The organism is Chitinophaga sp. (assembly GCF_036569185.1).
Classification (GTDB): domain Bacteria; phylum Bacteroidota; class Bacteroidia; order Chitinophagales; family Chitinophagaceae; genus Chitinophaga.
Genome location: NZ_DATCRD010000020.1, coordinates 1 through 20621 on the forward strand (window position 1 = coordinate 1; position 20621 = coordinate 20621).

Consider the following 20621-nt stretch of genomic DNA (forward strand, 5'->3'; position numbering starts at 1 on the left):
TGGTGTTGGAAACCGCTGTTGGCAATACATCTTCATATATTATTATCGAAATGTGCTTCATAACTGGTGCTGCATTGCTTCCTCAAAAATATACAAAAAATGGCACGAAATGCACTGCTCAATGTCACGTTTGCACAGCGGCCGTCTTTCTGCCCCATCCTAATTTTACATCAGCAAACAGAAAAAAATATGAAAACAATATTCGATAACGCAACAAGGGAAGAAATTATCAGCAGGATTAACACGCTGACCCCGGAGCACAGAGCCCAATGGGGTAAAATGAATATTTACCAGATGACTAAACATTGCACGATATGGAACAACTGGATGTTAGGGAGAAATCATACCGCCTATGCACAGGGGCTCCTGGGGCGGATCTTTGGTAAAATGGCCTTAAAAGGCATGGTCAACAACGACAGGCCAATGAAAAAAGGCATGCCCTCCGGCGCGGCCTTCCTTACCAAAGAAAAAACAGGGGACATTGAACTGGAAAAAAAGATCTGGGCAGAACAGGTAGCAGCATATGGGCACTACTCAAATCCAGGTTTCATCCACGATTTCTTCGGCAAAATGAAAACAGATGAAATAGGTATTTTCGTATACAAACACTTCGACCATCACCTGCGGCAGTTTAATGCGTAAGCCCGGAAACTATAATTTATCTATTACATCCTTATATCCTCTCCCGATGGGAATGGAAATACCATTCAATTCCACCATCTCCGCAGTATAAGCATCAATTTTACCAACCGAAACAATAAAAGACCGGTGTATACGCCTGAACGCTTCAGGAGGCAGCAACGCTTCAATTTCATTAGTACCCATCTTGGAAAGATACTCATTCCTGGTGGTAACAATTTTGATATACTCCCGCTGGCTTTCGATATACAATATCTCTGAAAACAGGATGCGGACTTTTCGTTTCTGCACATTCACGAAAATAAAGTCCCTCGTTTCAGTAGCTGCTCTTTTCTGCTCCGCCTTTACCTTATTCACAGCAGTTAAAAACCGTTCAAACTCAAATGGCTTCAGCAGGTAATCCGTTACATTCAGATTAAACCCTTCCACGGCATATTGGTGGTAGGCCGTGGTAACTATCACTGACGGTGGATCCACCAGTGTTTTCAGGAAAGCCATTCCTTTTAATTTAGGAAGATGGATATCCAGGAAAATAAGATCTGTGTCCTGTTGCTGCAGGAACTCCGAGGCCAGGATAGCATCTTTAAAAACCTGCTGCAATTCCAGGAATGGTACTTCCGAGATATAATCGCTCAGCACTTTTGCCGCCAGTGGCTCATCTTCTATGATAATACACTTTATTTTAGACATGGCTCGCGAGATTTATTTTTAAAGTGGCCGTAAACACATAATCACCCTGCTGCACATCCAGCTGATAGTCGGCATAAAGCAGCTCCAGCTGCCGCCGCAGGTTGGAAAGACCAATACTCATTTTCGCCTTGTTATCACCTGCCGGGTCACCGGTGGAGTTTTTTACTACAAAAAGCAACTGCCTGTTTTTTATGGAAAGATGAATATCAACATAAGGGCGATCCCTTGTTTCCGATACCCCATGTTTGAAGGCATTTTCCACCAATGGCATTAGCAGCAACGGGGGTAAAGACTGCCGCACATCTTCCAGGTCGGAATTAAAATTAATGCGCAGGGAATCATCATAACGCAGCTTTTCCAATGCAATATAATCATCTATAATTTTAAGGTCCTGCTCAATTGCGATATAGGGGCCGCTGGTTTCATACAGCATATACCGCAGGATCTTGGACAGCCGCAGGATAGATTCCGGCGCCAGGTCCGACTTATCCCTGGACAATGAATAAATATTATTCAGGGTATTGAATAAAAAATGCGGATTGGTTTGGGATTTCAGGTAATTCAACTCCGCCTGCTGCCGCTCAATAAGTAATTGCTGCGCTGCCTGTTTCAATTTTATATAATTGTAAACATGGCGTACAATGGCAAAGAATAAAACAGAACCTATACCATATCCCATGAGGATGCCTATTCTATCAGACATGGTAACGGGCGTACCCAAAGGCGTAAAAATATGCAATGTTACACCCAACTGACGCCATATAAATAAACCCAGGGAGTAAGCAACGGCATAAAGCGGCAATACCAGGATGCCGGGGAAAAGCTTCTTCCAGCTGAGTTTCGGCAAAGTGTATTCTAACAACCTGTAGTTAATCGCCGACACAAAGATCACCAACCAGGTTTCATTTACCATCCTTGCCGGCAAATCGCCTTCTCCCTTAATTACATCTTCCAATATATTTATCAGCCAAAAAGCTGGCACTAACCATACATATAACCGGAACCGCTTTATGTCAGATAGTTTTTTCATTTTAGTTTTTGAGAAGATAAATGTCGATAAATATTTCTCCTTCTCCTAATGATTCGCGCCGTTCTAACCTGTTGTTTGTTGACCATAAACCGTTGTTCGTTGACTTGCCATACAGGCAACAAAACGGATCTCCTACTTTTATACTGCCGGCGTTAAAGAACCAAAAAACCCACGCTCAATATTAAACAAATCATGAACAACTTTATCCAATTCGGCGAAAAAGTAGCAGGGTATGATATCCCTGTACTGAATGAAAGGGAGATCAGGGCTTCCGCGGGAATACTTTTCCTGGCTACCTATACCTCGCTGATGTTCATCCTCTTTGATGGTAACTTTATACCGATAAAGTATGTGATCACCATTTTCCTGGCCGACCTGCTGATACGGGTGCTCATCAATCCCAGGTTCTCCCCTTCCCTGATCATTGGGCGGCTGATGGTCCGTAAACAAACGCCTGAATATGTAGGCGCTCCTCAAAAAAGGTTTGCCTGGAGCATTGGGATCGTATTATCTGCCACTATGTTCTACTTCTTCCTTATTGAAAATGCTTACAGTCCTATTACGGGTAGTATATGCCTGGTATGCCTGTTGTTCCTTTTCTTTGAAGCGGCTTTTGGTATCTGCCTGGGCTGCCTGGCCTATCCGCTCTTTTTCAGGAACAAGGTACAGCATTGCCCCGGAGAAGTATGTGACACCAACAGCAGGCAGGCTATCCAGAAAATATCGGCCACACAACTGGCAGTACTGGCCTTGTTCATTGCCTACCTTTTTCTTGCTCCCCGTTTCCTGAACGAGCAGTTCAGCAAGCCCCCGCACGATCTGTTTAAATCATCCAAATCCAGATAGGTATGTCGCCACTCCCCGTACCATGTGAAAGCAGCTTAGAAAACTACTTCTCTGTTTACCGGAATAATATTATCGGTGATCAGCAATACTTCGATTCACCATTTGGAAGAAAGCGGATCATTTATGCCGACTGGACCGCCAGTGGCCGGGCTTATGCGCCCATTGAGAAATGTATCCGGCAACAGGTGCTTCCCTTCGTGGGCAACACGCATACCAACACTACAGTTACAGGTACCCTGATGTCTGAGGCTTATGAACAGGCCAAAAGGATCGTGAAGTCGCATGTCAATGCAGGAGAAGATGACGTACTGCTTTTTTGCGGCAGCGGTATGACCAGCGCCGTTAACAAACTACAGCGGATACTGGGACTAAGGATCCCCGAACACGCTAACGGCTATATTCCCTGCGATGAAGCATTAAAACCGGTTGTTTTTGTAACACATATGGAACATCACAGCAATCACCTCAGTTGGCTGGAAACCGTTGCCATAGTAGAGATAATTGGTTGTGATAAAAACGGGTTTACAGATCTGCAGCACTTCAGCGCTTTGCTGGAGCAGTTCAGGTACCATCCCGTTAAAATAGCCGCGGTAACGGCCTGTTCCAATGTTACAGGTATCCAAACACCTTATCATCAGATCGCCCAACTCATACACCGGCATGGCGGGTTATGCTTTGCAGACTTTGCCTGCTCCGCTCCTTATTGCCATATCGATATGCATCCGGAGGAGCCAGGCGCCCAACTGGATGCCATTTACTTTTCCATGCATAAATTTCTAGGCGGCCCCGGTACACCCGGAGTGCTGATCTTTAATAAACAGCTGTACAGGAATGCTGTCCCCGATCATCCCGGTGGAGGCACTGTAAACTATAGCAACCCCTGGCAGGAACATTCATATATCCCTGATATTGAACAACGCGAAGATGGCGGAACACCTCCATTCCTGCAGGGCATTAAAGCGGCTATGTGCATACGGCTGAAAGAAGAAATGGGAATAAGTAATATGCTGCAGCGGGAAGCAGCGCTGCTGGCCATTATTTTCTCCAGGATGGCCGCCATAAAGCAGGTACAGGTACTGGAACCTAAAGTTACCCAACGGCTTGGCGTGGTAGCTTTCATAGTAACAGGCGTCCACTACAACCTGGTGGTAAAACTGCTCAACGACCGGTTCGGGATCCAGCTCAGAGGCGGATGTTCCTGCGCTGGCACCTATGGGCATATGCTGCTGAAAGTAAACAAGGACAGGTCGCACGCCATACTCGATAGCATCCGTTCAGGGGACCTTTCCTGCAAACCCGGCTGGGTGAGGCTATCCATACATCCTGTTATGACCAATAAAGAAGTTAACTTTATAATGGATGCTATTGAAGCGGTAATAGCCAATATAAAAGAGTGGGAAAAAGATTATGTGTATGACAGGCACTCAAATGAGTTCCGTTTTAAACACGAGGATGCAACCGCAGGGCAGCAGGTGTTGCGCTGGTTTGAACCTGGAAGCTGGTAAAGCACTGGCATCTATTCTTTGCCCTGCACTTTGATACCATTGTCCTTTATTGTTTTCCTTTCTCTTTGTTGCTTTTGTACACCGCCAAATTCCCAGCCCAGGGTTATTTTAAAGGAACGGTTGTAATATCTTTTATCTTTTACAGATGAAAACGCAGGTCTTTTCTTTTATATCATCCTGTGATATATAAAAGGTTTGCTGTAGCAATAGTCATCATCTTAACAGAAACAGGATTTGGAAAACAAACTTAACGTTGCTTATATTTTTGGGGAGCTCTATGACGGAAAATGATTCATCAATTCAGGAATAAGTGGGTAGGGACTATCCCTTTGGGCCAATAAATTAGAGAATAAAAAAGATGCTGACTCATAAACAATCAATCAGCATCTTTCTCTATCTAGCAATGATTCTAAAGGAAGAATTTAAAAGAACAAAAACCACAGATACTCTATAAATTACGCAGACCATTTAAAATCTCACGCTCATTTAGTAACAAACTAGTTCTACTTTTGCTCCTTCATATCAAACCAAAGCACGAAACCGGTCCTTTTTATTGTTAAAGAGTCAACAATTTTATGAAGAGCACTGCCGAGATTTCCTTCTAATACTTCATCGATACAATCATAATTAGGTTCAAAAACTACAACCCACATTCTTTCACCTTCCGTCAAAGAAGACAATAAATCGAAGACTGTATTATTCTCATTTTCAATATCTAGACCTGCCGAAAGATCATTTTTCAAATCATCAATACCGTCAATTATTGAGATACATTGCCATTGACGTCTTTGAAAACTATCTGGCAATAATGGCACAACATGTTCCGGTACATTTGATTTAATTAACTTAAAATAATGAACCCAAGCTTCCTCCTGACCCTGTGGGTACTTGTCTCCATTCCATTCAAAAACCGGCTGTTCAAAATTAATAGCTGATATTTTTGACTCTACTGGTAATAAAACCTCGAAACCAATGTCCATAAATCTTGCTTTTTAGGGAAAAGGCACAGCACTACCCTGTTGCCAAGTCTTTCCATCAAAATTAAAAATGTGTTGATGTGGATTAGGATGAACTATGGGGCGTCCGTGAGTGGACCAATCAACTCTACTCCATGGAACAATTTTGTTATCTGCCAATGGCCACGTTCCTCCAGTAAAAGTTGCAGATTGTCTATATGGTATCCCATCACTTCCGATTTTACCTCCTAAAGTAGTATGAGCGTAATTGCCGGCTTTAGGATCGGGCAAAGGAATTTAATGACCATCCTAGTCCAACAACACTCGACACTTCGTCCACTTTATTACCAGAAGCATCATAACTCAATGAAATCGGCAAAACGAAATCATTTAGTTTGATTTCATAAATAGGTATTTTAATTCCCGGAATTCCATTAAAAATATTAGCCTGAACATCACCATATTTTCCCAGCTGAGCGGCATCAGGAGACGGAGGGATTATCTGCACATTACTGATTGGCGGTATGTCCGTTTGAGCATAAAGTTCTTGCGAGACAAAAACTGTAAGAATGAAGGTTAACAACATAATGGGGGTAAGTTTGTTAACACACCCATTACTGCTTCTCTGGTTTCCAGGCTTAGAGACAAAAAACATAAAACACATTTAATATTTACATCATTCCAAAAGCCACTACATGTAGGCTTCCAGGTTAACAAATTCAAAAACTTACTTAAATTATTCCTCACCTCTCATTCACCCGTTCCCAGGTGCATACCGGCGTTACCAGAAATCATAGAAGATAAAATGTCAATCCCGCACTCCGGGAGGAACCCCAATCAGCTAACACATCACACATTTATATTAAGACATACAAAATGGAGCAAAGACCATACAATCACAAACTTCATGGTTTAGGTTCCTTATTTATCAGGAATTATTCACGAGGTTCACATATTGTCGATACATCGGATACAAAATAGTCTGGATACAATAAGGAGTAAACACTACAGCTATTTCAACTATGAAAAACAATATAAACCGGTTAACAGCTACAAAGAAAAACATTTAATGCAAACAAAACACTAACACATTAGTTGTAGCCTCATGACAACTATAAAACCCATCTTCTCCCAAATAAAAGGGCTGCCTGAAGCAGCCCCTTTCCTTATTCAATATCTCCTCTCCCCTTGTCCCACCACTACTTTAAACGTTCGCTTAAACCCTGTTCCTTCCAGCACCAGCACATAAACACCACTCCCTGTTGTAGCAGACAACATAAGCGGCTGCCGCACCTGCCCCTGCGATAGCATCCAGTACTGCACCACTTTCCCCTGCAAATCCACCAGGCTGGCCTGCACTTTCTGTTTCAATGCCTGCGGGCATACCACGTAAATAAGATCTGATGCGGGATTGGGATAGATAAACGCATCGTTAATTATTGCAGGCTTATTACTCAGCTGCATATAACTTTCATTCAGCCCTGTGGTGTACCATCCGGCGTTGTAGCTGCCCGTTGAACTGGTAACTGCATCGGCAGTACTGTTATCAGTAGGTATTACATCATATGCACCGGTATGTGTAACCGAAAAGGCGAGCCTGTTTTGCGATGCGCCATCATCTGCGCCATAGCCGATACTGATACCTGTAAAGCCGGCAAGGTTACCACTGCGCACAGCACAATGCCAGCGTCTTGCAGCCGACAAACTGCTCATACCTGTACCTGGTGTGCCAGCTGCGCTGTCGATAGATACTACTACCGTTACCGCGCCACTAACAGATGATAATCCCGTTAACACCACTTTCCTGTATTGCCCTGCTGATCCCACAGGAAAGGTTTTGGTAACAGGCGTTGCGCCTGCAGTAAGCGCTACAGCTCCATTCACGAAACTGTTGCTGTTACCTGGCGTACCGTTGTAAGAGGTATTGGTGCAGATGAGTTTTTTGCCTGCCGGCAGATAAATGATCCCATCTGTAAGCGTTATGGCCGCATTGCTTGATTTCAGGGTGAGACTGTCGCTGATCATTACGCCATCGGGATTATTAATAGTGATATTGAACAATGATCGTGAAAGCGGGATCTCGTGGCCTTCCATCATGATCTGTGCGGGCGCATTTACATCGTTATTATATACTACGTACAAGGCAGCCGTATTTCCCAATGTATAATTATCCGCCAGCGAAGCATGCTGCGAACGCCTGATCTGGCAGTTAACGGAACTGGCGCTACCGCCTACATTTGTATTGTCCATAGTGAGGTAGGTGCCGTTATGAAACACGCCGCTGGTAAGCGTGAGCACGGACGGAATGCTGATGGGCGTTTGCAATGTTACACCATTGTCATTATTGACCGTTAAACTACGGATGATACCATTGGAGTATGTTCCGGCTCCGCCAATCACAGTGCTATCTGCTGCCGGCCCCATGATCAGGGTGGTACTTGCTTTTGAGAAATCAGTAACCCCGTTGTTCAACAGGTTCCCGTTAACCGTAATGGTTCTGCCAACCGTACCATTCCTTGCATAAAAGGCGCCTCCGCTCTCCACAAGCAGGTCGCCTGTTGTGAAAGTGTTCGTGGTGGTAGTGTTAAAGCCCAGTGTACCGGCCACTTCTGTACGCATTACTTTCACCGGGGTATTAATGGTAATGGTACTGCCTGCAATGATCACTGCGGTATCTGCATCAGCGGGTACTATGCCGCCCTGCCAGCTGGTAGACAACGACCAGCTGCCCCCGGTGGAAGTTGATCTTATCAGTCGCCCGGTAGAAGAAGGTATTACCTTAAATGGCACACAGGCATTGGCGATCTTGCCACGCTGATCATGTACATATACATACAAGCGGTAATTGCCCGATGCGGCAGGCGCCATAAAACGGGCGCTGTCTGCCTGCTGTGAAACAATCAGCCCCGGGAGCGCCGGCAAGCTGGCAGCAGGATCCCCACCGGCCATCACACTATTTTCAGGAATGATCAGCCATTCATAACGCAACGAATCATTATCAGGATCACTGGCATGCACCCAGCCGGTATTGATGGAATTTGCTTCTACGATAACGGTATCCTCTGCACGTTTGCCGTTGAAAAGCAAGGAGTCCCTGGTACGGATCACGGGCGCGTGATTGGAAGGATATGCACCGGTCCATACATACTGCATTTCATCGGTGGCGCCAAAAGCTTCTCCCAGCCGGTTATACAAGCCAAACCAGGTAACTACGTCGCCGGATGACTGATATCCCCACACAAACACGAAACCACCCAGGCAGTTGTTAGTGGCATTGGCGGCAATATGATCCAGGTACAACTGCCGGTATACTACCGCCTTTTCTGTGCTGGTTTGCTCTACAAAAGCGCCCCAGGGCATCTTCCGTTTAGGTTCAGGATTCATCTGCCAGGTACCTCTTGGCCCGAATTCCGTGATCATGTAGGGCTTCGTCCAGCCAACGGTTTGCAGGTTCCCCAACACCCCGGGAAGATTAGGCGCATAGCTGTTAATGGAAAGTATATCCAGTTCAGTAAACCGTTCTTTCAACAGCTGCATTTTCTTCAGATCGGAGTTTACAAATACAGCGGTGGTAACGTGATTGGTATCTACCTCGTGGATCATCCGGGCAATATCATTCAGCGCATCCCAGTAGGCAATGTTGTAGGCAGTGTCCAGCGGGTTGTAATTAGCGTCTGTTTCATTGCCAATAGCCCACATCAGCAGTGCAGGATAATCTTTATAGGCGAGCACCTGGCTCCGCATGTTTTCAAATTGTACACGCACAGCAGCAGTATCTGCATAATTCATTTCCTGTAATTTCTTCACCCCCAGGCCAACACAAACAGTGATACCGTGCGTATTAGCGCTATCCAGCCAGGCGCCGGTGGAATCATTAATACTGTAGGTACGGATAGTATTGCCCCCGTAGGCAGATACCTGTAAATAAAAATTGTTGGCGGCCGCCCCCCTGATGTGGTACGGCACACCACCGCGATACAGGGTATATACCCCCGCGGAATTTGTCAGCGTGGTTTTGACTGCCTGCGCAATTGCGTTGCCCGCAACCACAAGCATCATCATCATAAGTATCAATTTTTTCATAAGTGGAACGTGGTTTTAAAGTGTGCGTATATCTACCATTCCTCCAGGTAATCCAGGTCTTTATGAAATGTTTCCTGCATGCCGGTAAGCGACCAGAAAGCCAGTGCCAGGCATATCAGGCCCACACTGATACCGGCATGTATCAGGGAGCCATTAAAAAGCACCTGCATAAATTGAAATAAAAAAGTGAGCGGCACTACTGCGCCACGCACAAAATTGGGCACGGTGGTGGTCACCGTTGCACGGATATTGGTACCAAACTGCTCGGTGGCAATGGTCATAAAAATCACCCAATAACCTACTGAGAAACCCAGCAGCGCGCATATCCAGTAAAAGAGCTGCAGGCTGATACCTGCTGCCAGGAAATAAATGCTTACCGCGGCCATACAGCAAAACAGGTATACATACACTACCCTGATCCTGCTTTTCAATAACTGGCTGAGGGCGCCGCTGAAAATATCTCCTACAACCAATCCACCATAGCACCAGGCTACCGCAGCGCCGGCATTCACATTGCCTTCAATATGCAATACTTTACCAAATTCAGGCGACAACGTGATCAGCACACCTACTACAAACCACAGCGGCACACCGATAAGAATGCAGCGCAGGTATTTAAAAAACCTTTTCCCGTTGGTGAAAAGCGCCAGGAAATTTCCCCTGTTCTCCGATTGTTTCGCTGCGCCGAACATGCCCGATTCTGCTACGCCAATACGCAGCAACAGCAATAACAGTCCCAGGCCACCGCCAATAAAAAAGGTAGTTCTCCAGTTGAAATGCTGCGCTACAAAATAAGCTGCCACTGCCCCGCTGATACCAACAGCTGCTACAATGGTGGTGGCATATCCCCTTTTTTCTTTGGGCATTAATTCGGCCACCAGGGTAATACCGGCGCCCAGCTCACCAGCCAGACCAAGACCTGCAACAAAGCGCCATAACGCATACGCCCATACGCTGCCTACCAAACCATTGGCAATGTTCGCAACGGAATAAAGGAAAATGGATCCGAAAAGTACGGAGAGCCTTCCTTTCCTGTCGCCCAGCACTCCCCAAAGAATACCGCCCAGCAACATACCGGTCATTTGTACATTGAGCAATAAAATACCCTTGTCTGTTACCTCCTGGCCACGCAACCCGATCGATTCAAGACTGGGCACCCGTACAATGCTGAACAACAACAGGTCGTAGATATCTACAAAATATCCCAGGGAGGCTACTACCACTGCGGCCAGTATGGCGTTTTTGTTTGATGGTTTCATATCTGTCATCTGCTATAACTTATTTCCTGTCAAGTGAAAGTACCTGTCCGTCTTTCAACAGCACCGGCCGTAACGCCTCGTAAGGCAGCTCCTGTACGCTCATGTTACGATCCAGCGCAAGTGCAGCGGCAGTACCGGCGGATTGTCCCAGCACCATGAATACCGGCTCCATACGGATAGAGCTGTAAGCCACATGTGAGGCCGACAGGCATACCGGTACCAGCAGGTTGCCGGCTTCTGAAGCTTTGGGTCTTAGTGAACGGTAGCTGATAGTGTAATAAGTGTTCTTCTGTTTACCATAGCTGCCTTCGGAATGTACTCTTCCCTGTTCGTCTACCACGCGGGAAACATAGTGGCAATCCAGCGGATAGGTAGCCACTGCCACCGCATCTGCTACCGGTTCTTCGCCGTTGCAGTTCTTTTCTGTCATTACATAATCGCTCACCATTCTTCTCGCTTCTCTCACATACAGCTGATGAGGAAAATTACCATTGTCAGTAAATTCATCTTTGGGTAATCCCCAGCGCTTCATTTCCGTGCGCAGGGAATCGGGCACCCGTGGATCGTTGCCCAGGAACCAGAGTAAACCCAGTACATAGTCTTTATGCATTTGTGCAATTTTATGGCGTTCTGCATAATTGCCTTCCGGCCATCCGTAATTAGCGCCCACAAAATCGGCCTGGTTGGTATCTGTTTTCCTGTTGGGCATTGGGGTAAAAGAAATAATGCTCTTCAGCTGGTAGCCGGGATTCATTTCCAGCATACGCGCCAGGAACTCGTACCACAGCGGCTGATAGCCTGCCGGTTTTACGATGCTGATACGGTTGGCAGGGTCGTCGGTGAGCGTCATGCGGTAACAATACGATTGTGTGCGGTGATCTCCTTCCCCGTTGGCTCCCGGGATCTTCGGCTCTATAAACGGCAGCACACCGGAGGAAGGATCACCTTTCTTAATATAAGGATCAATAGAACGGCCGTCTTTACCAATAATATCGTTGAGTTTAATGCCATTCAATGTTTCATTATACACGCTGTTGGCTTCCCTGCCGGTAATGTTTGAAACACCGGCGGTTGCCATCAGGTCGCCTTCATAAGTTGCGTCTATAAATATCCTTGCATGATAACGGTGCCCGTTCTCCATTTGAATGGAAACAATACGGGCATCTTTTTTTGTTACGCCCTTTTTCAGCTGTAGTCTTTCTTTATATACCACTGCTACTCCTGCTTCCTGTAACATTTGTTTTAAAATATTTTCCGCTACGCGGGACTCATACACCCACTGCATTTTCAGGGAGTCGTTCTTACCGGAGAAAGTGCGTTTTTTGGAACGCTCAAAAAACACCTCCCTCGATTCGCTGCGCCATGCGCTGCTATCGCTGTAGTAGGTATACAGGCGTTGGAAAAATTCCCGGGTAAGCCCGCCGGCGCTCCTGAAATTATTCAGATCGGTAGCCGTGAGGCCCGATGTAGCCACGCCTCCCAGGTGCGCGGTGTTACTGATCAGCAATACCTGTTTATTCATTTTCGCAGCTTGTACAGCCGCCATGATGCCCGCAGGCGTTTCCCCATACACGCATACGTCCCAGCGTTGCCGGGCCTGTAACCGGTTAGCGGACAATATAACAATCATTACTACCAGGCTGCGGATAATTGAAGTCCTCATTTTCATCATTATTTAAGCATGAGTATAGCCGCAGGAACAGGGCGTTACCTGTTCCTGCCAGCTGTAAAAAAGTTTTCTGATTAATAACCCGGATTCTGTTCCAGCAAAGGATTGGTATCCATTTCCTGCGACGGGATAGGGAAAAGCGTATCGGAATCCCTTACGGTGATAGAAGGATCCTGTGCATTCATGGCCTGTTTCAGTTTGCCGGTACGCAACAGGTCAAAACGCCGTTGCCCTTCAAAAGCAAATTCCAGTCTTCTTTCTTTCAACACGGAATCCTGGAACGCTGCGGCGCTCAAGCCTCCTGCAAGATCCCTCACAGAAGGCGCATTCAATGGCAGGCCATACGCGCGTCTTCTCACCTGGTTAAACGCTTCTAATGCTTCGGTGTTACCGGGGCTTTGCATATACAACGCTTCTGCAAACATCAGCAACACATCGGCATAACGGACAATATAGTAGTTATTGCCCCCATCGTTCACATTCAGTGCTGCAGGGTCTTTAAACTTAGCTACGTAATAAGGGTTTTTAATTGTTGTGGGCGCTTTAGGATCTGTAGTATAGGAATACTTTATTACGTTCACATCTTTCCTCAGATCTCCCTCCGGATATGCATCGTAATGATTTTTTGTAACCGGGTTATCGCCATTACCGCCGAAACCAGGCCGTTTATCAAACGAAGGACGGTAGAAGCCCGCATAACTGCTGGGGATATTACCGGAACCGCTGAGGAACTGCACTTCAAAGATGGATTCGGTTTTATTCTCATTGGCAATCAGGAATACATCCTGGTAAGAAGGCCAGAGCGAATAACGACCCAGCGCCATTACTTTTCTTGCTTCTTCTACCGCTTTTGTATATTCCTTCCGTGTAAGGTATGTTTTCACCAACATGGCCATAGCAGCGCCACTGGTGGCCCTTCCGGCGTTAACGGCATCGTATGTTCCGGGTAAATTTTCCTCGCCAAATTGGAAGTCGGCAATGATCTGGGCATATACTTCTTCTGCTGAAGATCTTTTAATAGCAAGATTATCCAGCGAAGTAGTAGGTTGCAGCAACAATGGCACTCCTCCGAAAAGACGCACCAGGTTGAAATACATCAGCCCCCGTACAAAACGGGCTTCTCCCTGCATGCGTTTCTTTTTCTCCGTACCAACCGCGGTCATCGCCCCGATATTTTCCACCGCTGCATTGGCACGGTTGATCACCTGGTAGGAAGTGCTCCAGAACTGGTAGAACAGGTTGGTACCTGCATCGAAGTTGAATTTATCCAGCGCCGTTTTATCGGTGTTACTGGTGTTGCGCCCAAATCCCCATTCACAGTCGTCCGTACCCTGCGACTGTATTACTTCCATAAACTGGTTGTACAGGTAGGAGCTGGTCATACCGGAATACACGGCATTAACGGCAGATACGGCGTCTGCTTCCGTTTTGTAAAAATTATCCGTAGTGTAAGTACCTTCCGGAACGCCGTCGAGCTTGGCGCAGCCCACCGCCGTTAGCGTAAAAAATATGATGATGAAATAAACTGCAGATCTCATGACAAATGATTTTGATTAGAAGCTGGCATTAATACCAAAAGAAATCGTGCGCGCATTGGGATAAGCGCCGGAGTCGAAGCCGGGGCTTACATTGTCCGATCCATAACGGCTTACTTCCGGATCAAGCCCTGAATAGTTCGTGATAGTGAACAGGTTCTGTACATTCACATATACCTTTAGCCCGGCGAGTTTAATACGCTGTAATGTTTCCTTCGACAGGTTATATCCCAGCTGCACTGTTTTAACCCTCAGGTAGGAACCATCTTCCACCAGCCGGTCCCAGGAACGCGAAGTAGGCTTTACCGTAGTGGCACGAGGAATATTGGTGTCGGTATGATCAGGCGTCCAGCGGTCGAGCGTAGTAGTGCTCTGGTTTTGCAGGCCGGTAAGGTTTTCCAGCGTAGCGGTATTTACGTTATATAACTTGTTGCCATAAACGCCCTGGAGCAATACCATCAGGTCAAATCCTTTCATGGAAAAAGTATTGCTGAAACCAAAAGAGAATTTCGGCTGGGCATTCCCCAACAGCACACGGTCGTCGTCGTTGATCTTTTTATCCCCATTCACATCCCTGAACCGGATATCACCTGGTTTGGCCGTTTTCTGGGCCGAAGCCTCCACTTCTTCCTTCGATTTAAAAATACCATCGCTGGCAAAGCCAAAGAAGGAGCCCAATGGTTGGCCTACCTGCACAACGGTGGACTGGTTAGGGCCCTGGCCTGCGAAAAGACGATCAGCACCGGCAAGATCCAGTACTTTGTTCCTGTTGAATGAAATATTAAAACCTGTTTCCCAGCGCAGCTCCTGCTCTACCGGCGTTGCATTTATGGTGAGCTCTATCCCTTTATTCTCTACCTGTCCCCGGTTCTGTAGTGAAGTAGAGAAACCGGATGTAGTAGGAATTTTCACATACAGCAGCAGGTCGCTTGTCTTTTTATAATATGCATCTGCAATAAAGCTAAGCCTGTTGTCAAAAAATCCCAGCTCAAGACCAATATCCGATTGTGCAGTGGATTCCCAGCGCAGATCAGGATTGCCCACCTGCGAAGGTGTAAGCCCTATCACGTTCACCCCGCCGATGGAATAGTTGGCTTTGCCCATCAGGTCCAGCGAAGGGTAGTTGCCGATACCATCCTGGTTGCCGGTAAGACCATGGCTCACCCTTAATTTCAGGTTGCTGAAAACATGCAGGTTGCGTATGAATGGCTCCTGGTCCAGTTTCCAGCCAACAGCTACGGAAGGGAAAAAACCGAAGCGGTTGTTTTTTCCAAACCGGGAAGAGCCATCATATCTGCCGGTGAGTGTGAGCAGGTATTTATTTTTGAAACTATAGTTGGCCCTTCCTAGGAAACTGAGCAGCGCCCACCTGGCAATACTGGAGGAAGAGGGTTGCACAGCCGCCGCATTGCCCAGCGCATTGGTGCCGAGGTTATCGTTCAGGAAGCCCTGTGCTTCAGCGCCGAGCGACTGGTACGAAGAACTTTGCTGGGTAAAACCACCCAGCAGGTTGAGCTGGTGCTCCTCTTTGTTCATGGTGTAGGTCAGCGTATTTTCATTCAGCCAGGTAAAAGTCTGGTTGGTAGATACCGATGCATTTCCGCCCAGCTGGGAACCGGAATACACCGCCTGGGGAAGATAGATATCGTTACGCGCAAAATTGACATCAGCGCCCCAGAGCGTTTTAAAAGTAAGTCCTTTAACGATATCTACACTTGCATACACATTTCCCAGTGTACGGAAAACGTTATTAAAGTTCTTGTAATTCCCGATCAGCGCCACCGGGTTATCGAACGGTGCGCCCTGGTTATTCAGCTCTGTAAAACTGCCATCCGGTTGGTAGATAGGCAGGTTGGGCGCGGTAGTAGCCATGGTGAACAATGATCCGCTGTTTACGCGGTTGGTGCGCACATTGCTGATAGTAAGACTGCTCCCCAGTTTGATATTATCCCGGATATCTTTATCAAGATTGGCCCGCAGCGAGTACCGCTTCAGGTCGGACGCCCGAACAATTCCCTGCTGATCGAAGTAGTTGGCTGTAACAAGGAAACGGGTCTTCGGATCACCGCCGGAAAACGACAGGGAATAACTTTGAATAGGAGCCGTTCTGAAAATGGCATCCTGCCAGTTGGTAGTTTCGGGCGTTTTGCTGAGATCATACAGTTCAGGGCCGTTTTCAGCCACACTTGCTTCATTGGCCAGTTGCTCGAACTGCGATGCATTCAGCAGGGAATATTTTTTGAGAATATGCTGTGTACCGTAGTAAGAATCAAAAGTGATGCGGGACATGCCGCGTTGCCCGCGGGAAGTGGTGATAAGCACCACGCCGTTGCCACCGCGGGAACCATAGATGGCCGTGGCAGATGCATCTTTCAAAATCTCAATAGATGCTATATCGGTAGGACTGATACTGTTTAACGGGTTCAGCGAAGTGCCATCGCTTCCCTGGTCCGCAAATACCGGCACCCCATCAATCACGTACAATGGTTCATTGCTGCCGTTGATAGAGTTACCGCCACGCACGCGGATAGAAGATCCCGCGCCTGGCATGCCCGAGTTCTGCACAAACGTAACACCGGCCACCCTGCCCTGCAATGCCTGGTCCACCGAACGGATAGGCGTTCCCTCCAGGGTTTTGGTATTCACCGAAGCGATGGAGCCGGTTACATCTCCCCGGCGTTGGGTACCATAACCTACTACGATGAAATCCGTTAGCGCTGTGTTTTCCATCACAAGCGTTACCGCCAGGGTTTTCCGGCCATTCACTGCTACATCCGTTGCCTTGTAGCCAATCATGCTGAAATGCAGTGTGACATTGGGTTGTACGGATAACACAAACTCGCCGTTGTCGTTTGTAACAGCTCCCTTCGAAGCGCCGGGCACGGAAACGGTAACACCGGGAAGCGGTTTTCCATCCGCATCTGTTACTTTACCACGCACCTCAATGGCGGGATCGGCCGCCTCTGGCGCTTTTTGCTTTACAACGATGGTTTTTCCCAGGATGGTATAGGTGAGCGCAAATGGCCTGAAACAAAGCTCTACGGCTTCCTGCAGGGTGCCTTCCGAAATATCGACACTTACCTTTTTCGACTGGTCGAGCAGGGCGTAGTCGAGGAAAAATACATACCCGGATTGCCGTTCGATTTTCCTGATCAGGTTTTCGAGCGATGCGTTTTTTTCATGAAGCGTGACCTTTTGCGCGTAGCTACTGGCGTGGACCTGGCAAAAGCATGCCAGCAAAAGGAAATATGTCAGTTTCATAATGAGCCTGATTTTTCTGCCCGGTAACAGGCGGAATCGCCTGGTAACAGGCAAATGTTTCTCGCTCAGGTTTTTGAAGAGACCTGATAATTGCATAAATTCGATTTGTTTAGGTGAGATAATCAATCTTTCATACACGGAATATTGTAATGATAACCTGGACATAACGGAGGTGGTAACGACACCTCCGTTTTTTGGTTATATTACCACTGCTGTCATTTCATAAGTGGAAGAAGTTGGTTGTTTTTAATGATGAATAATAATTGTATCGCCTCTCATGGAATATGGAATATTACTTAGTTCAAGTATTTTAAGCGCCTCGCCCAGCTTCACATTCCTCGGTATTTTACCCCAGAACTCCCTTTTAGCAACATTGCCTTCATAACGGACCTCTACATTATACCACCGTTGCAATTGCCGCATTACATCGGCCAGCGGCGCCCTGTTAAACTGGAAATAGCCTTCTTTCCAGGAAACAGCTTCTTCTGTATCTGCCGGTCCTGTAACGATGTTGCCATCTGCCGCCCAGCTGGCCTGTTGCCCGGGGGCAAGGCGGACTGTATGCGACTGATGCGTTACTTTCACCGCGCCTTCCAGCAGGGTGGTCTTTACATTTGTTTCATTCTGGTAAGCCATCACGTTAAAATGTGTGCCCAGCACTTCCACCATACCGTTGCCCAGCTGTACTTTAAACGGCATATTATCCCGGCGCGCCACTTCAAAGTAGCCTTCACCGTTAAGGATCACGGTACGATCGGTGCCATTGAAAGCTGTTGGGAAACGAAGGGATGATGCTGCGTTGAGCCATACCAGCGTACCATCGGGCAGTTCTATTTTGAACTGGCCTCCCCTTGGCGTAGTAAGGGTATTGTACACCACGGCCGTATTGGTTGCCTGGCCTGCATCATATTTCAACTGCCCGTTTACCCGGATCACCTTTGTAGCGCCCTGGCTGGGAATAGCATCATTCGCAGTACTATCCAGCAGGATGGTGGCGCCATTGGCCAGGGTAAGACTAGCCTTGTTTCCTCCAGGCAATACATCCGGGTGGTTTTCCACCAGCGCAGGTACGGGCCTGGTGTTCTTTGTTGTGTGGTAATACTGCCAACCGGCAGTAGCGATCGCCAGCAGCAGCGCCGCTGCAGCGGCTGCGGGCAACCATTTTTTATAGAAAGGAACCACTTTTACCGGCTGCGTGGCAAGCAGGAGCTTTTCTTTTATCCTGTCCTGCCAGGGACCTGCGTGCTCCTCTACCGGCCGGGCAAAGGAAGCGCTCATTTCTTCCAGCAAAAAACGGTTGGAGGCATCCTGTTGCAGGAAGTCGAGCAGCTCCGCCGTTTCAGCGGGAGTGCAGTTATTATCCAGAAAACGTTGCAGCAGTTGCTGGTAATGATCCTTTTCCTTTAACATGTATCAGTTTTATACGCGGTACGTGGCCCCGCTTTTAGTATATACTGCTGCCGGAAATAAAAGGGTGGGTGGGTTGATAAATAAATTTCATTATAATATGTAGCCGCTTAAAACAGGTGCATGAAAAGCAGCACGGCCAGGGAAAGATCCCCATGCCGGTAGAAATATGCTTTGATATCCTTGAGCGCCATCACCATATGTTCTTTCACCGTATTACGGGAAATGCCCAGCTCCTTTGCAGCTTCTTCGTAACTTTTGCCTTCCTGCCGGCATAATGTAAATACCCTCTGGCGCTGGTAAGGCAGTTGGGTAACAGCGTTGTTGAGCATCTCCTGGTACTGCGCCCACAACGTTTGGTGATAAGGCGATTCGGTTATTTCGCCGATGCGCTGCATGATCCGCAGGCGGGTGGCTTCATCGGAAGCATTCTTCTTAAGAAAGGTAAAGGTTTTATTACGGCTGATTTTATAGAGATAGGCGGGAAACGATTGCGCGGGATCCAGCCGGTCGCGGACTTCCCATATTTTCAGGAATACGTCCTGCACGATGTCTTCCGCATACGCAGGCACTTTTACAAAGCGCAGCACCCATCCATAGACGTGCGTACTGTATTGATCGTACAGCTGCATATATGCGGCTACATCCCCTCTCCGGAGCCGCTCCAGGTATTCTGCTTCAGTGATCGTGGAATCCCCCATTTGGCTATAAATGTAATAAAATTGGGGATTCTAAGGATAGACTTTGTATGACACCGTAGCGTGGTGGCGCCCGGTAAATTCCAAATATATAAAAACAAAATGATTATGTTTGAGCGACACCGGGCGTAAACATATCATGCCAACCGCAAAGAACAGATTGGCACAAACCCACTTTTTTTTGACACAAAAACCCCTCCCCGCTGAACATAAAAAATCAGACATTTAGCCTGGTAATAATTCTCTATTATGAGCACCTCCGATAATAAAAAACTGATGCAGCTGATATTCCAGGAGCTGTCGAAGGGCAATGATGCCCCCTTCCTCGATGCCATGGCAGACGATATGCAATGGACATGGATGGGCTCCGGGCCATGGTCCCAGACCTTTAAAGGCAAACAAGCCGTTCTTGATGAACTGTGGGCTTCGGTAAGAACAACCCTGAAACCACCCTATAAAGCAGTGGCACACCAGTTTATTGCAGACGGCGATTATGTAGTAGTGGAAGCCAGCGGCCAGAACACTACACCCGATGGGAAACTATACAATAATAAATATTGCTGGGTATGCCGCCTCTCGGCTGGCAAACTGCATGAATTGAGGGAATATATGGACACACAATTGGTAACGGAAACATTCCAGGGATAACGCTAATAAGTACCAAATGAATAAACCGGAAAAATTCTGGGATCGCAGTGCAAATGGGTACGACAGGGAAGAAATGAAGGATAGGACGCTGCGGACTAAAATTCTTGAAAAAGTAAAAAAACATCTTAGAAAACAGGATGATGTTTTAGACTTTGGATGCGCTACAGGTATACTTGCCAACGAAATTGCGGCTGATGTGCATACGGTACATGGCATTGATATATCTCCCAAAATGATTCAAATAGCTCAAAACAAAGCCCGTGAACAACAGATCTCCAATGTAACCTATGCCCGTTCTACAGTATTTGATGAGAAAGGAACTTTTGATGTGATCCTGGGTATTTACCTGCTCCATTTACTGGAAGATATGCCTGCGGTGCTGGAGAAGATCCATG

General features: G+C 47.0%; 17 protein-coding genes. 6 read left to right on the plus strand and 11 right to left on the minus strand.

Annotated features, from left to right (window positions below):
• Together VIM72_RS01325 and VIM72_RS01330 are read left to right on the plus strand one after the other, a co-directional pair.
• Window positions 1-209, plus strand: a 209-nt coding sequence (locus VIM72_RS01325) for a hypothetical protein (protein ID WP_332001069.1), incomplete at its 5' end; no start/stop codon positions are given.
• The gene (locus VIM72_RS01330) at window positions 190-642 is read left to right on the plus strand and encodes a DUF1569 domain-containing protein (RefSeq protein WP_332001070.1); all 453 of its coding nucleotides are present in this window, start codon (window positions 190-192) and stop codon (window positions 640-642) included. The genes VIM72_RS01325 and VIM72_RS01330, both read left to right, overlap by 20 nt.
• Window positions 643-651: 9 nt before the next feature.
• On the opposite strand, the gene VIM72_RS01335 is transcribed toward VIM72_RS01330, so the two are convergent.
• Both VIM72_RS01335 and VIM72_RS01340 read right to left on the minus strand, forming a co-directional pair.
• Window positions 652-1329, minus strand: a complete 678-nt coding sequence (locus tag VIM72_RS01335; protein ID WP_332001071.1) for a LytTR family DNA-binding domain-containing protein — start codon at window positions 1327-1329, stop codon at window positions 652-654.
• Window positions 1322-2359, minus strand: a complete 1038-nt coding sequence (locus VIM72_RS01340) for a sensor histidine kinase (protein WP_332001072.1) — start codon at window positions 2357-2359, stop codon at window positions 1322-1324. Before VIM72_RS01340 ends, VIM72_RS01335 begins: the two co-directional genes overlap by 8 nt.
• Before the next feature lie 192 nt (window positions 2360-2551).
• Between VIM72_RS01340 and VIM72_RS01345 the strand changes: the two genes are divergently transcribed.
• Both VIM72_RS01345 and VIM72_RS01350 read left to right on the plus strand, forming a co-directional pair.
• Complete coding sequence (locus tag VIM72_RS01345; RefSeq protein ID WP_332001073.1) at window positions 2552-3205, plus strand: DUF4395 domain-containing protein; 654 nt, start codon at window positions 2552-2554, stop codon at window positions 3203-3205.
• Window positions 3206-3207: 2 nt separating this feature from the next.
• Complete coding sequence (locus tag VIM72_RS01350; protein ID WP_332001074.1) at window positions 3208-4710, plus strand: aminotransferase class V-fold PLP-dependent enzyme; 1503 nt, start codon at window positions 3208-3210, stop codon at window positions 4708-4710.
• A 503-nt stretch (window positions 4711-5213) separates the two neighbouring features.
• On the opposite strand, the gene VIM72_RS01355 is transcribed toward VIM72_RS01350, so the two are convergent.
• The 9 genes from VIM72_RS01355 to VIM72_RS01395 all read right to left on the minus strand — a co-directional run bounded on the left by VIM72_RS01355 (window position 5214) and on the right by VIM72_RS01395 (window position 19581).
• Complete coding sequence (locus VIM72_RS01355) at window positions 5214-5690, minus strand: hypothetical protein (protein WP_332001075.1); 477 nt, start codon at window positions 5688-5690, stop codon at window positions 5214-5216.
• A gap of 253 nt (window positions 5691-5943) precedes the next feature.
• The gene (locus VIM72_RS01360; RefSeq protein WP_332001076.1) at window positions 5944-6252 is read right to left on the minus strand and encodes a hypothetical protein; all 309 of its coding nucleotides are present in this window, start codon (window positions 6250-6252) and stop codon (window positions 5944-5946) included.
• Window positions 6253-6836: 584 nt separating this feature from the next.
• Window positions 6837-9749 (minus strand): T9SS type A sorting domain-containing protein, encoded by a 2913-nt coding sequence (locus VIM72_RS01365; protein ID WP_332001077.1) that lies wholly within the window; start codon window positions 9747-9749, stop codon window positions 6837-6839.
• 32 nt (window positions 9750-9781) lie between these two features.
• Window positions 9782-11008 carry an MFS transporter gene (locus tag VIM72_RS01370; protein ID WP_332001078.1) on the minus strand — a complete coding sequence of 409 codons (1227 nt, stop codon included), beginning with the start codon at window positions 11006-11008 and terminating at the stop codon, window positions 9782-9784.
• 19 nt (window positions 11009-11027) lie between these two features.
• The gene (locus VIM72_RS01375; protein ID WP_332001079.1) at window positions 11028-12671 is read right to left on the minus strand and encodes an FAD-dependent oxidoreductase; all 1644 of its coding nucleotides are present in this window, start codon (window positions 12669-12671) and stop codon (window positions 11028-11030) included.
• A gap of 80 nt (window positions 12672-12751) precedes the next feature.
• A complete protein-coding gene (locus tag VIM72_RS01380) occupies window positions 12752-14215 on the minus strand; it encodes a RagB/SusD family nutrient uptake outer membrane protein (RefSeq protein ID WP_332001080.1) in 1464 nt (487 codons plus the stop codon).
• 15 nt (window positions 14216-14230) lie between these two features.
• Entirely contained in the window at window positions 14231-17473 is a 3243-nt protein-coding gene (locus VIM72_RS01385; protein ID WP_332001081.1) for a TonB-dependent receptor, read from the minus strand.
• 246 nt (window positions 17474-17719) lie between these two features.
• Window positions 17720-18883, minus strand: a complete 1164-nt coding sequence (locus tag VIM72_RS01390; RefSeq protein ID WP_332001082.1) for a FecR family protein — start codon at window positions 18881-18883, stop codon at window positions 17720-17722.
• A gap of 107 nt (window positions 18884-18990) precedes the next feature.
• Window positions 18991-19581, minus strand: coding sequence for an RNA polymerase sigma-70 factor (locus tag VIM72_RS01395; protein WP_332001083.1), 591 nt, complete (start codon window positions 19579-19581; stop codon window positions 18991-18993).
• A gap of 246 nt (window positions 19582-19827) precedes the next feature.
• On the opposite strand from VIM72_RS01395, the gene VIM72_RS01400 reads away from it, so the two are divergent.
• Together VIM72_RS01400 and VIM72_RS01405 are read left to right on the plus strand one after the other, a co-directional pair.
• Window positions 19828-20226, plus strand: a complete 399-nt coding sequence (locus VIM72_RS01400; protein ID WP_332001084.1) for a nuclear transport factor 2 family protein — start codon at window positions 19828-19830, stop codon at window positions 20224-20226.
• Window positions 20227-20242: 16 nt separating this feature from the next.
• Window positions 20243-20621: class I SAM-dependent methyltransferase (locus VIM72_RS01405; RefSeq protein ID WP_332001085.1), on the plus strand; the 379-nt coding region annotated here is incomplete at its 3' end.

Excerpts from the sequence above, each read along its gene's own strand:
- VIM72_RS01330 (WP_332001070.1), top strand. The coding sequence starts at position 190 with ATGAAAACAATATTCGATAACGCAACAAGGGAAGAAATTATCAGCAGG.
- VIM72_RS01335 (WP_332001071.1), bottom strand. The coding sequence starts at position 1,329 with ATGTCTAAAATAAAGTGTATTATCATAGAAGATGAGCCACTGGCGGCA.
- VIM72_RS01340 (WP_332001072.1), bottom strand. The coding sequence starts at position 2,359 with ATGAAAAAACTATCTGACATAAAGCGGTTCCGGTTATATGTATGGTTA.
- VIM72_RS01345 (WP_332001073.1), top strand. The coding sequence starts at position 2,552 with ATGAACAACTTTATCCAATTCGGCGAAAAAGTAGCAGGGTATGATATC.
- VIM72_RS01350 (WP_332001074.1), top strand. The coding sequence starts at position 3,208 with ATGTCGCCACTCCCCGTACCATGTGAAAGCAGCTTAGAAAACTACTTC.
- VIM72_RS01355 (WP_332001075.1), bottom strand. The coding sequence starts at position 5,690 with ATGGACATTGGTTTCGAGGTTTTATTACCAGTAGAGTCAAAAATATCA.
- VIM72_RS01360 (WP_332001076.1), bottom strand. The coding sequence starts at position 6,252 with ATGTTGTTAACCTTCATTCTTACAGTTTTTGTCTCGCAAGAACTTTAT.
- VIM72_RS01365 (WP_332001077.1), bottom strand. The coding sequence starts at position 9,749 with ATGAAAAAATTGATACTTATGATGATGATGCTTGTGGTTGCGGGCAAC.
- VIM72_RS01370 (WP_332001078.1), bottom strand. The coding sequence starts at position 11,008 with ATGAAACCATCAAACAAAAACGCCATACTGGCCGCAGTGGTAGTAGCC.
- VIM72_RS01375 (WP_332001079.1), bottom strand. The coding sequence starts at position 12,671 with ATGAGGACTTCAATTATCCGCAGCCTGGTAGTAATGATTGTTATATTG.
- VIM72_RS01380 (WP_332001080.1), bottom strand. The coding sequence starts at position 14,215 with ATGAGATCTGCAGTTTATTTCATCATCATATTTTTTACGCTAACGGCG.
- VIM72_RS01385 (WP_332001081.1), bottom strand. The coding sequence starts at position 17,473 with ATGAAACTGACATATTTCCTTTTGCTGGCATGCTTTTGCCAGGTCCAC.
- VIM72_RS01390 (WP_332001082.1), bottom strand. The coding sequence starts at position 18,883 with ATGTTAAAGGAAAAGGATCATTACCAGCAACTGCTGCAACGTTTTCTG.
- VIM72_RS01395 (WP_332001083.1), bottom strand. The coding sequence starts at position 19,581 with ATGGGGGATTCCACGATCACTGAAGCAGAATACCTGGAGCGGCTCCGG.
- VIM72_RS01400 (WP_332001084.1), top strand. The coding sequence starts at position 19,828 with ATGAGCACCTCCGATAATAAAAAACTGATGCAGCTGATATTCCAGGAG.